Origin of the sequence: Micromonospora sp. (genome assembly GCF_048594385.1) — a bacterium.
Taxonomy (GTDB): Bacteria; Actinomycetota; Actinomycetes; order Mycobacteriales; family Micromonosporaceae; genus Micromonospora; species Micromonospora wenchangensis.
On record NZ_JBMDWU010000372.1, the window covers coordinates 1 to 14,307 of the forward strand.

A 14,307-nucleotide genomic window follows, 5' to 3' on the forward strand; every position below is an offset into this window, starting at 1 on the left:
CGGACCGGGGTACGCGGCGTAGTCGGCGTCGGTGGTCAGCCCCACCTCGGCGAGTCGGGCGCGTAGCTGCTCCCGGTTGGCCGGGCGGCCGGCGTCGAGCACCCCGCCGATGCTCCAGGCCGCGTCGTCCCGGTCGGCGTACCAGGGGGTGGGGGCGACCAGCCGGGACACCCCCAGCGGATTGTCCAGGCGCAGCAGCAGCGTGCCGCCGGGGCGCAGGGCGGCGGCCAGCCGGGCCAGCACCCCCGTCCAGCCCAGCCGGGCCCCCTCGACCGACTCGACGGCGTCCAGCCCGGCCCCGGCCACTACCACGTCGAACGTGTCGGTCGGGTCGAGCCCGGTCGGGCCGCCGACGATCACCCGGGCGGCCCGGTCGGCCAGGGCCACCGCGTCCGGGTGGCTGCGCAGCAGGCAGGTCACCTCGGCGTGGGCGAGGCGGTCGAGCAGCGCCGGGTCGTGCGGCCCGGCCAGCAGCACCCGCGCCCCGGCCGGTACGACCCGGGCGGCCAGTGCGCCCAGCGGCCCACCGTCGGCCAGCCGCTGCTCCGGCAGGTCGGACCAGGCCAGCATCTCCCCGCCGGGCAGGACGACGGGGGCGGTGGTTCCAGTGGTCAACTCGTTCCTCCTGCGGGATGCGCCCAGCCGAGCAGTTCACGCAGCTCGGCCGGCGTACAGCGGTGGTCGGTGCCCAGTTCGGCGCGGGCGATCCCGACGGCGGTCGGCAGGTCCACCGACTCGCCGTGCAGCTGCGGCCACTGCCGGCGGATGCGGGCGGTGCCGCCGAAGGTGGGGTCCTCCTTGGCCAGGATCATCGGGTCGCCGTAGACGGCCGGTTCGCATCCGGCGGCGATGCCGTAGAAGATGGCGCTGGTCAGCCGGTTGGACGCCACCCGGGCGTGCCGGCGCAGCTCGGTGAGCTGCTTGTCGAGGAACAGCGGGTCGGTGTCGCGCCACCAGTGGCCCCGGTAGCCGTGGCAGATCACCCGGAAGCCGGCGTTCTCGTAGAGCCGGCGGACCCGGCGCATGCCGTACTCGTGCCAGTAGAGGCAGACGGTGACCGGGCCGGGTTCGGTGTCCCTGATCCGGGCGATCAGCTCCCTGTGGTCGCCCTTGACGTGCTGGCCCTCCCAGCCGTGGAACGGGTACCAGATGGTGCCCTCCCGGGCGGCCGGCGGCGGGTCGTCGCGGCGCAGGTCGAGCAGGTACGCGAAGGGCGCGCCGACGACCACCACGTTGCGCCGCCCCACAGACCAGGCCCGCCGGCGGGTCTGCTCCGACCAGAGCAGGCTCGGGGTGCGCTCGGCGTACGGGTGGCCGGGGGCGAGGCCGTCGCCGATGTTCCAGCCGTGCTGGACGTACCCGTTGATCCGGGGCGGGTGGCCGTCGCCCAGCCCGCAGTAGCGGGCCAGCACGTGGGCGTGGCCGTAGAAGTGGTTCGCGTGGTGCATCGGTTCCCCCGGGTCAGGCGGCGGTGGGCGCGGTGACGCCGCGCAGCGCCGCGCCGAGCGCGTCGATCACCCGGTCCTGGTCGGTGTCGGTGAGTCCCGGGTACAGCGGCAGCGAGAGCTGCTGGGCGTAGAACGACTCGGCCACCGGGCAGGACCCGCGCCGGTAACCCAGGTCGGCGAAGGCCGGGTGCCAGTGCACCGGCAGGTAGTTGACCTGGACGCCGATACCGGCGGCGCGCATCCGGTCGTACACCTCGCGGCGGCGGCCGTCGAGGATCCGGACCGGGTAGAGGTGCCAGGCGGGGGCGGCCCAGGACCGGCGGGTCGGGGTGAGCACCCCGGGCAGGTCGGCAAGCGCCTCGTCGTAGCGGGCCACCAGCCGGGCGCGGGCGGCGAGGAAGTCACCGAGCCGGCGCAGTTGGCTGCGGCCCAGCGCGCAGAGCACGTCCGGCAGCCGGTAGTTCAGCCCGAAGGAGTGCACCTCCTGGTGCCAGCCGCCCTCGTCCGGCTCGCGCAGCTCGGCGCGCTCCCGGACCAGCCCGATGTTGCGGAACCGGCGGGCCCGCGTCAGCAGTTCCGCGTCGGCGGTGGCGACCGCGCCGCCCTCGGCGGTGGTGAGGTTCTTGGTGGGGAAGAACGAGAAGGTGGTCAGGTCGGCGAGCGACCCGACCGGTCGGCCCCGGTAGGTGGCCCCGATGGAGTGCGCCGCGTCGGCCAGCAGCAGCGCGTCGGAGCCGGCCAGGGCGGTGCGCAGGGCGTCGTAGTCGGCCGGGTGGCCGGCGTAGTCGACGGCGGCGACGACCCTCGTCCGGGCGGTGGTCGCGGGGGCGGCCGCCGCCGGGGCCCGGGGGGACGTCCCCGCCGCGACGTCGGCGAAGACGATCCGCGCGCCGAGGGCGACCGCGCGGCTGGCGGGCGCCCCGAACGTCATCGGCGGCACCACCACCTCGTCGCCGGGTCCCACCCCGGCCGCCGCGTAGGCGACGTGCAGGGCGGCGGTGCCGTTGGCGACCGCCGCGCAGCCGGCCCCGCCGGTCCAGCCCGCGAGGTCGGCCTCGAACGCGTCGACCTGCGGGCCGGTGGTGAGCCAGTCGCTGCGCAGGGTGGCGACCACGGCGGCGACGTCGTCGTCGGTCACCGACTGCCGGCCGTACGGGAGCATCGCCGTCACGCCGCGATACCGAGCATGTCGCGCAGCTGCGGGACGCTCAACCACTCGTCGTTGCCGTCGGACTGGTAGGCGAAGCCGTCCGGCACCGGCTCGCAGTCGACGGGCGGCCGGTAACCCCAGGTGGCGATCGTCGGCTGGACGATGAACCGGTCCTTCGCGCGCAGCGTCCGGCGGCTGTCGTCCGGGGCGATCATCTCCTCGTGCAGCTTCTCGCCGGGCCGGATGCCGATCTCGTGGGTGGTGGCGTCCGGGGCGACCGCCTCGACCAGGTCGAGGATGCGCATGCTGGGGATGCGCGGCACGAACAGCTCACCGCCCTGCATCTGGTCGAAGCTGTCCAGAACGAACTGCACGGCCTGGTCCAGGGTGATCCAGAACCTGGTCATCCGCTTGTCGGTGATCGGCAGGCTCTTGCCCTCGGCGGCGAGCCGGCGGAACAGCGGCACCACCGAGCCCCGGCTGCCCACCACGTTGCCGTAGCGGACCACGGCGAACCGGGTGGGGTGCTGGGCGGCGTAGTGGTTGGCCGAGACGAAGAGCTTGTCGCCGACGAGCTTGGTCGCGCCGTACAGGTTGATCGGGCTGGACGCCTTGTCGGTGGAGAGCGCGATGACCTTCCGGACGCCGGCTTCGATGGCCGCGTCGACCACGTGCTGCGAGCCGGTGATGTTGGTGGCGATGAACTCCGACGGGTTGTACTCGGCGGTGTCGACCTGCTTGAGGGCGGCGGCGTGCACCACGTGGTCCACCCCGTGCATGGCCCGGGTGAGCCGGTGCCGGTCCCGGATGTCCCCGATGAACCAGCGCAGCCGGGGGTCGTCGCCGAGTTGCTGGCGCAGCTCGTACTGCTTGAGTTCGTCGCGGGAGAACACCACCACCCGGGCCGGGTCGGCCACGTCGAGGACGTGCCGGAGGAACGTCTTCCCGAAGGACCCCGTCCCGCCGGTGACCAGAATGGAGGACCCATTCAACTCACTCAATTTGGTGCTCCCCAGCTCGTGGTTGCGCCGCAGGCTCCGGGCCAGGCGACCGGACGGACGCTAACCAGGTCGGGTTAACGCACCGACGCCCCCGGGTTAACCGCCCACGCTGGTCGTGTGAATGCCGGCCCCCCGGCGGGCGAACACTTGCCGACCCGGCCGCTGCCGGCTGACCAGCGGGTACGCCGCTGACTACAGTGGCCCGGCGCGGCCGGTGGGCATCCCGCCGCAGGCGCATCCGACACCCACGGCCGGGCACCGCCCTCATCGGCCCGGCCTGCGGGCCGGGGCCGTCGCGCGCCCCGGGCGGGCCGACGGGGGTACCCCGACGAGGCAGGAGACGACGCATGGTGGCCGTCACCGAGGTGGGACCCCGGGTCGCCGACCCGGCCGGGCAGCCGGCTCGCCGACGCCGGCGACTGGTGCCGGCGCTGCTGGTGGTGGGCTGGCTGCTGGGCGTCGGCTGGCGGATGTGGCTGTCCCGGCACGTGCCGCTGCCCATCGCCCACACCGACGAGGACAGCTACCTGCACACCGCCCGCGCGCTGGCCGGCGGGCCGGGCGGCTTCAGCAGCGAGAACGGGCCGTTGCGCCGGGTCGGCTACCCGCTGCTGATCTCCCCGGCGTTCCTCGGGGAGCGGGACTTCGCCGACAGCTACCGACTGGTGCAGTTGATCAATGCGGCGGTGAACGCGACGGTGCTGCCGCTTTCGTACCTGCTGCTGCGTCGGCTGGTGCCGGTGCGCCGCGCGGTCGCCCTGGCCGCCGCGACCGTCGCGGCGACCCTGCCGGCGACGGTGTTCTACGCCGGGGTGGCGATGATCGACGCGGTGCTCGCGCCGCTGGTGCTGGCCTGGCTGCTGGCCGTGCACCACTGGGTGCGCCGGCCCGGCCCGCTGGTCGCCGCCGGGGCCGGCACCCTGGTCGGGACGTTCCACCTGCTGCACTCCCGGGGCCTGGTGATCGTGGGCGTGCACGCCGGCCTGGTGCTGCTGCTGTTCCTGCGGCGACGGATCGGCCCGGCGCAGGTGCTCGCCGTCGTCCTGCCGGTGCTGGCGTTGGCGCTGCTCAACGAGGCCGTCATCCGGTTGCTCGGTGACCGGGTCTATCTGCTGGGCGATCCGCCCGGCGGCGGCACCGTCCGGGCGGTCGCCTCCGGGCCGGGGCTGCTGCGGGTCGGCGCGGCGGTCGCCACCCAGCTCTGGTACCTGGTGGTCATCACCTTCGGGTTGGCCGGTGTCGCCTGGGCCGGGGCCGTCCGACTGCTGCTCCGCCGTCCCGCCCCCACCACGGGCCCGGGGCCCGCCGCCGCGTCCCCGCCGCCCGCCGCCGGCCCGGCGGACGGGGTCGGGGCGACCCGGTGGACGGTCGGGGTGGCGCTGGTGACCAGCGTGGGGGTGGCGGCCGGCGCGTCGGTGATCCTGGCCGGCATCACCGGCAAACCGCTGGACGCCATCTACGGCCGGTACGTGCAGATGCTCGCCCCGTTCTGGCTGCTGCTCGGGGTGGGGATGCTGGTGGCCGCGACGCCCCGGCAGCGGTGGCGGCGGGTGGCGGTCGCGGTGGGCCTGCTGCTGGCCGGCGCGACCCTGATCGCCGCCCGGCTGGCCTGGGTCGCCAGCCGGGGACACGAGCTGCGCTACGGCGGGTTCGGCGCACCGGACCTGATGGCGCTCACCGGCGGCTGGCGGGAGTTCCGGCCGTTCACCGGGGCGGCCGTCGGGATCGCCGGCTGCCTGCTGCTGGTCGCCGCCCTGCGGCTGCCCCGGTGGCGGCTGCCGGTGCTCGCCGCGCTGGTGGCGGTGAACCTCGGCACCATGCAGGTGATCACCGAGCGGCTGGTCCGGCCGGTGGTCGCGGCGACCGCGCCGACCCCCCGGGTGGCCGACCTGGGGGTACGCCCCGGCGACCGGGTCTGGGCGTCGCTCGGCGTGCAGTGGGTGCTCCGGTTCAACCTCAGCCACCAGGTCACCTGGGCCGACGTGCGGTGGTTCGGGGCCGACCCGCCGGCCGACGCCGACGTGGTGTTCGTCAGGTGGGCCCCCGGCGAGCCGGACGACTGGGACGGCACCCGGTACGGCTTCGTCCGCCTCGGCGGCAACCCGGAGCAGCGCTGGGCCGCCTGGCGGCGTGCCTGATTCCATGCCGCGCCGCGGCGTGACCGCCCCCGTCGGGCGCAATTCGGTTAACGCGGGGTGGCGGGCCGGTTAATGGTCGCCGGACAATCGGGGAAATCAGCGACGGCGACGGTTCTCCCGGGCCAGGGAAATAGGGATGACGGTGATTTCCCGGCCGTCGTGCGTCTCGCGTCGACCGGTGCCCTCGACGAACCGGAACCGTCGGTTCATCTGCCGTACGACCGTGTTGTCGGCCAGCACCTCGCCGTCGAGCCGGTCCAGCGCGAGCACGTCGAAGGCGTGGTCCACCGCCGCCCGCATCACGCCCAGCCAGGCGGGCAGCGTCGCCCCCCGCTCGGCCAACCCGTCGGCATCCAGGTAGAAACCCCAGGAAGCGGTGCGTTGCGGCCCGTCCGGGCGCAGGTCGAAGAAGGTCACCACACCGGCCGGCCGATCGTCGTGCAGGTAGATCAGCACCCGCCTGGTCGGGTCGGTGAGCACCCGCGACCACCACGCCGCGTGCTCGGCGGCGGTGATCTCGTGACTGGTCTTGCTGACCTGCCGGTTGGTTTCCTGATTACGCCAGGACAACATCAGGTTAACGTCGTCCGTAGTGGCCTCGCGCAGCACCGGTACCCCTTTGTATTCATCTGGTGGACCCCTGCGGACCCTACCCGGGTAAAGGGGTCGGATAATTGTCGGGCTGTACACTCCGGCGCATGAACGAATTGAGTCGCGCGCAGATTCGCGACCTCATGGCGCAGGTGGTGCGCAACCAGGGCCGGGTGCTGCCCGACGACGACTCCACCGACCTGCGGGAGATCGGCTTCCGGTCGCTGGACTTCTCGGAGCTGGCCCTGCGGGTCGAGGACGCCACCGGCGAGGAGCTGAACTTCGACGCCCCCGGCCTGCGCCGGATCGCCACCGTCGGCGACGTCCTCGACTTCCTCGCCGAACTCCAGCGGCAGTGACCGTCGCGACCTCGCCGGCCGGGCTGGACAACCGGGTCGTCGTCGCCGGGGTGGCCCGGAGCTGGCGGGACCTGCCCGCCCCGGTGCTGCCGTCGCCCGGGGTGGTCCTCGCCGCCGGGGCCGCCGACGCGCTCGCCGTCGCCCGGCGGCACGCCGTCGACGGCACCGAACTGCTGCTCGCCGCCCCCACCCGGGTCGACGCGACGATGCGCGACGAGCTGCGCGCCGCCGGGTTCGCCGTCACCGTGCTCACCGCCGGGGTGCCGCGGACCGTGCCGCCGGCCGCCCCCCGGGCGCCCGAGGCGGGTCGGCTCTGGCTGCTCACCTCCGGGTCGACCGGGCGACCCAAGCGGGTCGGGCACAGCCTCGACTCGTTGACCACCGTACGGTCGGCGCAGCCGGCACGGACCTGGCTGTGCCCGTACGCCCCCGGCAGCTACGCCTGGTGGCAGGTGGTCACCCTGTCGCTGACCCAGCCCGGTCAGCACCTGGTGGTGGTCGACCCCGAGGAGTTGGACGACTGGCCGGCGATCGCCGCCGCGCACGGCGTCGACGCCGTCTCCGGCACCCCCACCTTCTGGCGGCGCACCCTGCACCGCGACCCGCAGGCGCTGGCCCGGGTGCCGCTGCGCCAGCTCACCCTCGGCGGCGAACCGGTCGACCAGGCCGTCCTGGACCGGCTGCGGGAGCTCTTCCCGGCCGCCCGGATCTCCTGGATCTACGCCTCCTCCGAGGTCGGCGCGTCGATCGTGGTGCACGACGGGCGGGCCGGGTTCCCGGTCGGCTGGCTCGACCGGGTCACCCCGGGCCGTCCCACCCTCTCCCTGCGCGACGACGAACTGGTGATCACCTCCCCGCACCACGGGGTCGGCCTCGCCGGGCCGGTCCGCACCGGTGACCGGGCCCAGGTGGTCGACGACCGGGTGGTGATCACCGGCCGGCTGGACTCCGACGAGATCAACGTCGGCGGCAGCAAGGTCTCCGCCGGGCTGGTCCGCGCCGTGCTCACCGCCCACCCCGGGGTCGCCTGGGCGCGGGTCACCGGCCGGCGCGCGCCGGTGCTCGGCCGGATGGTGGTCGCCGAGGTCGTCCCCACCACCGCGTCGGGCGACGCCGGGCAGCCGGACGAGGGCGCGCTGGTGCGCTGGTGCGCCGACCGGCTCCCCGAGTACGCGGTGCCCCGCCGCATCCGCCTGCTGACCGAGATCCCCGTCAAGGAGACCCTGAAGAGCGATGTCTGACTCCCCGCCCGTTCCCGCCAGCACCGTGGTCCTCGTCTCCGGGGGGTCCCGGGGGCTGGGCCTGGCCATCGTCACCGACCTGCTCGACGCCGGGCTCACCGTGGCCGCGTTCGCCCGTACCGTCACCCCCGAGCTGGAGAAGCTGGCCGACGCGCACCCCGACCGGGTGCACGTCGGCGCGGTGGACGTCACCGACCTCGCGGCGGCCCAGCGGTTCCTCCGCGAGGTCGAGGCACGGTTCGGTCCGGTCGACGGCCTGGTCAACAACGCCGCCGTCGGGCAGGACTCGATGCACACGCACACCGCCACCGCCGACATCGCCCGGATCGTCGAGACCAACCTGACCGCGCCGTTGCAGCTCACCCGCCTGGTGGTCCGGCGGATGCTCGGCCAGGGGCGGCGCGGACGCATCGTCAACGTCACCTCGATCTGCGCCCAGCGCGGCTTCCCCGGTCTGGTCGCGTACTCGGCCACCAAGGGCGGCATGGACGCGGCGACCCGCTCGCTGGCCCGCGAGCTGGGCGGGCGGATGCTGGTCAACGCCGTCGCGCCGGGCTTCTTCGCCTCGGAGATGTCCGCCGTGCTGGGCAGCACCCAGCTCGACCAGATCGTCCGTCGCACCCCCACCGGTCACCTGACCGAACCGGCCGAGGTGGTCCCGGTGGTGCGGATGTTGCTGTGCGCGCACACCAACATCAACGGCCAGGTGATCGTGGTCGACGGTGCCGCCTCGATCTGACCTCGCGGCCGGGTCGGGGGGCCTGCGGGTGGCCGGGCCGCCGCTGGCCGACCCGGCACGGCCGGCCGTGGACCCCGGGCTGCGGCCGGTGCCCGCGCTGCTCGGTGCCGCCGAACGGCACCTGCGCGTCGGCACCCCCGACGAGCTGCGGTACGCGGTGACCCGCAGCCACCTCGACGACGGGCGTTGCGTCGGCTGGTACGGGCCGGCCGCCCTCGGCTGGCGGGTGGCGATCGACGCCGAACGGGCCACCGCCGAGGTCCCGCCCGCGTTGGCCGCGCGCTTCGGCCCGGCCGACTTCTGGGCCCGCTGGACCCGGGCGGAGAGCCTGTGCAAGCTGGCCGAGGTGCCGGTGGCCGCCTGGTGGCGGCGGCACGGGCTGGCCGTACCCCCGCACACCCGCGCGGTCTGGCGCACCCTGCGCCTGGCCGACCTGGTGGTCACTGTCGCCTTCGCCCCCTGAACGCGCCCCGCCCCGCCCCGCGCGGTGGTGCGGGGCGGGGCGGCGCGGTGTCAGACGAGGTCCCAGCTCAGCGGGGTGCCCCGGGCAACGTCGGTGGTGAAGGTGCGGCCGAGGACCCGGTCGATCTCCACCGGGGGCAGGCCGCCGGCCGGGCGGATCGAGCGGACGTTCGCGGCGGTCACCTCGTCGCCGGCCCGGACGTCGGCCACCACGAACAGGGAACGGCGGAACCGCAGCCCCTCCCGCTCGGCCGGGGTCGGCCCGACGGCGGTGCCGCCGAGCGCCGCGTGCGCCCGCGCCGACTCCACCACGAGGGCGGCCAGCTCGTCGGGGTGCAGTGAGAAGTCGGAGTCCACCCCGCCGTCGCCCCGGTCGAGGGTGACGTGCTTCTCGATGAAGCAGGCGCCCAGCGCCACCGAGGCGACCGGCACCCCGATGCCGGGGGTGTGGTCGGACAGGCCGACCGGCACCCCGAACGCGTCGGCCAGCACCGGAATCCGGCGCAGGTTGCTGTCGGCCGGCGGGGCCGGGTAGGCGGCGGTGCAGGCCAACAGCACGATGCCGCCGGCCCCGCCGTCGCGGGCGGTGCGCACCGCGGCGTCGATCTCGGCGAGCGTGGCCATGCCGGTGGAGATGACCAGCGGCTTGCCGGTGCCCGCGACCAGCCGGATCAGCGGCAGGTCGACCAGCTCCGACGAGGCGATCTTGTACGCCGGGACGTCCAGCCCCTCCAGCAGCTCCACCGCCGACGGGTCGAACGGGGACGAGAACACGGTCAGCCCCCGCTCCCGGGCCCGTTCGAAGATCGGCCCGTGCCACTCGTACGGGGTGTGGGCCCGCTCGTAGAGCCGGTAGAGGTTCTGCCCGCCCCACAGTTCGTGCCCGCCGGAGATCCGGAACGCCGGGGTGTCCACGTCGATGGTGATCGTGTCCGGCCGGTACGTCTGCAACTTCAGCGCGTGCGCCCCGCTGGCCGCCACCGCGTCCACGATCGCCAGCGCCCGGCCCAGGTCACCGTTGTGGTTGCCGGACATCTCCGCCACCACGAACGGCTGCTCCCCGGCCCCCACCAGGTGCGGCCCGATCTTCACTGTCGTCATCCCCAGACCCCTGTTCCCTGTGCTCGTTGCTCGTACCCCGGCCGCCGCCCCCCGACGGCGGGCCGGCCGGTCACCGGCTGCCGCGGCCCGCCAGCGCGTCGCGGTCGGCGGTGCGGTCGTGGGCCGGTCCGACGGTCGGCGGCACCGGTTGCGGCGCGGCGGCCGGACGGCGCAGCCACCCCGCCAGCCGGTGCGCCTGACGCAGCACCGCGTACGGGAGGTAGGCGTCCCGGCCGACCAGCCGGTGCTTGAGCCCGGCCACCCCGCCCGGCCGGGGGTAACCGCCCGGCGGCAGGTGCCGGCGGTAGTGCGCGGCGACCCGGCGGAAGAACTCCCGGCGCAGGTGCGGGTGCAGCCGGCCGTCGTTGCCGACCACCACCAGCATGTGGTTGACCATCAGGGCGAACAGCTCACCGCGCAGCCGCTCGTCGGGGTACCGGCGGGCGACCCAGTCGAACAGCCTGTCGTACTGGTCGAAGGCGTCGAAGTGCCGACCGCTGCGGGTGGAGGTGATCGCGCCCTGCCGACCCTGCCGGTAGAGGTAGCAGACCCGGTCCAGCACGGAGATCCGCTCCGCGCCGATGAGCAGCGGGTTGCTGAACGGGATGTCCTCGTACCAGCCGGGGTGGAAGCGCAGCTCCAGCGCGTGCAGATAGGCCCGGCGGACCACCTTGTTCCACGCGGTGTGCTGCACCCGCAGCAGCCCGGGACGGTCGGCCAGCCGGACCACCCCGGGGATGCCGCGCAGCAGGTGACTGCTCGCGTCCACCTCACGGTGGCCGTCGTCGCGTACCCGCAGGTGGTCGAGCATCAGCACGTCGGGGCGGTGCGCCCGGAGCCGGTCCAGCACCGCCGCCACCGTGCCCGGGGGCAGCCAGTCGTCGCTGTCGACGAACCAGACGTACGCGCCGGTCGCCACGTCCAGGCCGGCGTTGCGGGCCGGACCCAACCCGACGTTGCGGGTCAGGTGCACCACGCGTACGCCCGGATGCTCGGCCGCGTAGGCGCGCAGCAGCTCCCCGCACCGGTCCGGCGAGGCGTCGTCGACGGCGACGATCTCGACCGCGCCCGCCGCGTCGGCCGGCACGTCCGTGCGCACCGAGTCGAGGCACTGGTGCAGGTACGCCTCCACCCCGTGGACGGGGACGACGACGCTGAGCAGCGGGGTGGGCGCGGGCTGGTTGACCACCCCGCCACCCTGGTGCACGGGTATGGACGGCCACGGAACGTGACGTATCCGGTGGAGATGGAGCTGCTGAACAGCGGCCGAGCGGCAGGTTAACGACCCATGATCCGCCGTACCGGTGCCGGGACCGCGCGTCGCACCCGGGCCCGTAGCCGCTGCTCACGCAGTTCCCGCACGTCGTCGCCGAGCGCCGCGTTGCGGTCGCGCAGCCACTGGATGCGGGCCAGCAGCTCCCCGGGCGAACTGGCCGAGGCGGGCCGGACCGCCGGCGGGAACACCGTCTCGCGGACCTGCGCGTCGAAGCGGGCCGCGCTGTCGCCGTCGTCGAACGCGTTGCCCAGGTCGTGCCGGGCGAGGAAGGCGCGCATCACCTCGTAGCGGGCCCGGTGCCCGGTGTTCAGGCCGGTGTAGTCGGCCTCGGCATAGAGCTGCGCGGCGTCCACGTCGGCCGGCACGTCCGGCATCAGCCGGTACGGGATGTCGAAGTAGCGGGCCAGCTCCAGGGTGCGCGAGTCGTGCGCGAACAGGTAGCCGGGGGTGCCGGCGACCAGCGCGGTGATGGTGCCGTGGATGCGGGTGCCGAAGGCGAAGTCGAAACCGGCGAGGTAGTCCATCCAGGTCCACGGGTCGAGGAACATCCGCACCTTGTCCTGCGTGAACAGCGGGTGCGAGGTGTGGATCGGGATGGCGCTGGTCTTGCCCCGGTCCTGCGGCGCGTCGCCGTAGAGCAGGGTGCCCAACGTCTTGAGGTCCTGCGGGAGGTAGCGCAGGTTGGGGTAGCGGGCCTGGTGCGAGGCGATGATCTTCGCCATCGACTTGACGTACGGGGAGACGGTCAGCGCCACCCGGGCGTCGGTGCTCAGGGCCGGCCCGGACTTCTCCACCCGGAGCTGGTCGCCGTGCAGGAACATCGACGGGCAGCCGATCACGTCGACGGCGGAGAAGCCCAGCGTGTTCAGGTACTGCGCGGTGATCTCCCCGCGTACGCCGATGCTCGGCCCCCGCTCCAGCGCCGCCCGGACGAACCGGCTGACCACGTCGTCGATCGGACGCAGGTACTCCCGGTCGCCGTGGATGTCGGTCTGCACGCCGACCCCGAACACCACCACCGGGATGCGCAGCCGCTCGACCAGCTTCGTCATCAGCTCGATGCGGTGGGCGTAGCTGCGCCGGAAGGCGTTGGCCAGCGGGATGACGTACACGTCGTACTGCTCGTTGATCCGGTCGGCGTCGCGCAGGTCGACCTTGAACTCGGTCGACGTGATCCGCGCGGTGGAGGTGCGCAGCAGCTTGTGGGCGGCGTGACTGAAGACCAGGTTGCCGTTGTTCTCCCCGATCCAGTTCCCCTCGTACGCCTCCTCCGGGCCGCGTACGTCGAACGGGTCCTTCTTCGCCCGCATCAGGATCCGCTGGTGCACCACTTCGCTCCGTTCCTCGTTGCCGGGAGCCTCCGACGGGCTGCCGACCTGACCCACGGGTGCGCCGACACCGACAGGTCCCGCGATGTTAGGGCAGTGGAGGGATTTCGTACACCTTCCGCACATCCGCACCACCCCGGTCCGTCGCCGGGGAGGGGGCCTGCCGGTAGGGTGCCCCGGGTGACCAGCGTGCCCACCACCGCGTCCCCGGCGCTGAACCGGCTCCCGTCGCTGACCGGGCTGCGGTGGATCGCCGCCATGCTGGTCTTCGGCTACCACGTCGGCACCATGCGGATCGTCACCCAGCCCGACGCCAAGGCGGTGGTCGACTGGCTGTTCACCCTGGGCCTGTCCGGGGTGCAGTTCTTCTTCATCCTCAGTGGCTTCGTGCTGGTCTGGTCGGCCCGCGACGGCGACCGGCGGCGGGACTTCTGGCGTCGCCGGCTCGCCAAGATCTATCCCAACCACGTGCTGACCTGGGCGGCGGCGCTGCTGGTGATGTGGTGGTTCGCCGACCCGGTGGTGCCCCGCGCCGCCCTGGAGAACCTCTTCCTCGTCCAGGCGTGGGACCCCACCCCCGGCTACTTCTACAGCATCAACAACGTGAGCTGGTCGCTGTCCTGCGAGCTGTTCTTCTACCTCTGCCTGCCGCTGGTGCTGCCGGCGATCCGGCGGGCCCACTCCGGCGTGCTGTGGGCCGTGGTGGTGGCGGTGCCGCTGGTGATCCTGGCGCTCTGGCCCGGCCAGCAACTGCTGCCCGAGGGCAGCAACTGGTGGTTCACCCAGGTCTTCCCGCTGGTCCGCTCCACCGAGTTCTGGCTGGGCGTCGCCGCCGCCGAACTGCTGCGCCGTGGTCACTGGCGGGGCCCCGGGCTGCCCCTGGCCAGCCTGCTGTTCGTGGCCGTCTGGGTGGTGGCGCACTGGATCCCGGCCGAGATGTGGGCGGCGCTGCTGTCGGTGGGGTACATCCTGGTCATCCCGGCGGCGGCCCGCGCGGACGTGCAGGGCCGCTGGTCACCGTGGCGGCACCGCACCCTGATCTGGCTCGGTGAGGTGTCGTTCGCCTTCTACCTGGTGCACGTGCTGGTGATGATGACCGTGCTGCGGCTCACCGGGCACTGGGGCGTCGGGCTGCCCGGCTGGTCGGGGCCGCTGGCCGTGCTCGGCTTCCTGGTGGCGAACCTGGCGCTGGCCGCCGCGCTGCACCGCTTCGTCGAGACGCCGATGATGCGCCGCCTCGCCCCCCGCCGCCGCAAGCCGGCCACCACCTCCGCTCCCGGCACCGCCGCCGTTGACGGCGTTGCCGCCTCCGACACCCCGGCTGCTCCCGGCGCTGCCCGCGCTTGCGACGACGGCGTCGTGCCGGCGCCGAGAGGGGCCGATGACGGGCCGCGCGACGGCCGTCCCATCGAGTACGCCGGGCCGCGCGACCCGCGCTGACCCGCCGGCCCGGCCCGGTTCCCCTCCGGTCCC

At 74.1% G+C, this 14,307-nt stretch carries 13 protein-coding genes and 1 pseudogene; 6 read left to right on the top strand and 8 right to left on the bottom strand.

The window, feature by feature from the left end; translation table 11 throughout:
• The 4 genes and pseudogenes from ACOJTC_RS19785 to pseB form a co-directional block, all read right to left on the bottom strand.
• Positions 1-615: pseudogene (locus ACOJTC_RS19785) on the bottom strand (class I SAM-dependent methyltransferase); the annotation flags it as partial.
• Positions 612-1,448 carry a hypothetical protein gene (locus ACOJTC_RS19790; RefSeq protein ID WP_204927995.1) on the bottom strand — a complete coding sequence of 279 codons (837 nt, stop codon included), beginning with the start codon at positions 1,446-1,448 and terminating at the stop codon, positions 612-614. The gene ACOJTC_RS19790 and the pseudogene ACOJTC_RS19785, both read right to left, overlap by 4 nt.
• A gap of 13 nt (positions 1,449-1,461) precedes the next feature.
• Complete coding sequence (locus ACOJTC_RS19795) at positions 1,462-2,619, bottom strand: DegT/DnrJ/EryC1/StrS family aminotransferase (RefSeq protein ID WP_420117986.1); 1,158 nt, start codon at positions 2,617-2,619, stop codon at positions 1,462-1,464.
• Complete coding sequence (gene pseB, locus ACOJTC_RS19800; RefSeq protein WP_088645426.1) at positions 2,616-3,599, bottom strand: UDP-N-acetylglucosamine 4,6-dehydratase (inverting); 984 nt, start codon at positions 3,597-3,599, stop codon at positions 2,616-2,618. Before pseB ends, ACOJTC_RS19795 begins: the two co-directional genes overlap by 4 nt.
• A 347-nt stretch (positions 3,600-3,946) precedes the next feature.
• Here pseB and ACOJTC_RS19805 point away from each other — a divergent pair, with 347 nt between their 5' ends.
• Positions 3,947-5,737: a hypothetical protein gene (locus ACOJTC_RS19805; RefSeq protein WP_420117987.1), complete on the top strand. Its 1,791-nt coding sequence runs from the start codon at positions 3,947-3,949 to the stop codon at positions 5,735-5,737.
• A gap of 96 nt (positions 5,738-5,833) precedes the next feature.
• On the opposite strand, the gene ACOJTC_RS19810 is transcribed toward ACOJTC_RS19805, so the two are convergent.
• The gene (locus ACOJTC_RS19810; protein WP_420117988.1) at positions 5,834-6,346 is read right to left on the bottom strand and encodes a GNAT family N-acetyltransferase; all 513 of its coding nucleotides are present in this window, start codon (positions 6,344-6,346) and stop codon (positions 5,834-5,836) included.
• Between the two features lie 89 nt (positions 6,347-6,435).
• Between ACOJTC_RS19810 and ACOJTC_RS19815 the strand changes: the two genes are divergently transcribed.
• From ACOJTC_RS19815 to ACOJTC_RS19830, 4 genes are read left to right on the top strand one after another with little or no spacing between them, the layout of a single operon-like run.
• The gene (locus tag ACOJTC_RS19815) at positions 6,436-6,687 is read left to right on the top strand and encodes an acyl carrier protein (protein WP_169733084.1); all 252 of its coding nucleotides are present in this window, start codon (positions 6,436-6,438) and stop codon (positions 6,685-6,687) included.
• A complete protein-coding gene (locus tag ACOJTC_RS19820; protein WP_420117989.1) occupies positions 6,684-7,928 on the top strand; it encodes an AMP-binding protein in 1,245 nt (414 codons plus the stop codon). Before ACOJTC_RS19815 ends, ACOJTC_RS19820 begins: the two co-directional genes overlap by 4 nt.
• Positions 7,921-8,667: an SDR family NAD(P)-dependent oxidoreductase gene (locus tag ACOJTC_RS19825; RefSeq protein ID WP_420117990.1), complete on the top strand. Its 747-nt coding sequence runs from the start codon at positions 7,921-7,923 to the stop codon at positions 8,665-8,667. Before ACOJTC_RS19820 ends, ACOJTC_RS19825 begins: the two co-directional genes overlap by 8 nt.
• Positions 8,651-9,130: a hypothetical protein gene (locus ACOJTC_RS19830; RefSeq protein ID WP_420117991.1), complete on the top strand. Its 480-nt coding sequence runs from the start codon at positions 8,651-8,653 to the stop codon at positions 9,128-9,130. The genes ACOJTC_RS19825 and ACOJTC_RS19830 overlap by 17 nt, the downstream gene beginning before the upstream one ends.
• A gap of 50 nt (positions 9,131-9,180) precedes the next feature.
• Here ACOJTC_RS19830 and pseI read toward each other — a convergent pair whose 3' ends face one another.
• The 3 genes from pseI to ACOJTC_RS19845 all read right to left on the bottom strand — a co-directional run bounded on the left by pseI (position 9,181) and on the right by ACOJTC_RS19845 (position 12,834).
• Complete coding sequence (pseI, locus tag ACOJTC_RS19835) at positions 9,181-10,230, bottom strand: pseudaminic acid synthase (protein WP_420117992.1); 1,050 nt, start codon at positions 10,228-10,230, stop codon at positions 9,181-9,183.
• 70 nt (positions 10,231-10,300) lie between these two features.
• Positions 10,301-11,419: a glycosyltransferase family 2 protein gene (locus ACOJTC_RS19840; RefSeq protein ID WP_420117993.1), complete on the bottom strand. Its 1,119-nt coding sequence runs from the start codon at positions 11,417-11,419 to the stop codon at positions 10,301-10,303.
• 89 nt (positions 11,420-11,508) lie between these two features.
• Positions 11,509-12,834: a polysaccharide pyruvyl transferase family protein gene (locus tag ACOJTC_RS19845; protein WP_420117994.1), complete on the bottom strand. Its 1,326-nt coding sequence runs from the start codon at positions 12,832-12,834 to the stop codon at positions 11,509-11,511.
• 180 nt (positions 12,835-13,014) lie between these two features.
• On the opposite strand from ACOJTC_RS19845, the gene ACOJTC_RS19850 reads away from it, so the two are divergent.
• On the top strand, positions 13,015-14,274 hold the full coding sequence (locus ACOJTC_RS19850; RefSeq protein WP_420117995.1) for an acyltransferase family protein: 1,260 nt from the start codon (positions 13,015-13,017) through the stop codon (positions 14,272-14,274).
• Positions 14,275-14,307 lie beyond the last annotated feature (33 nt).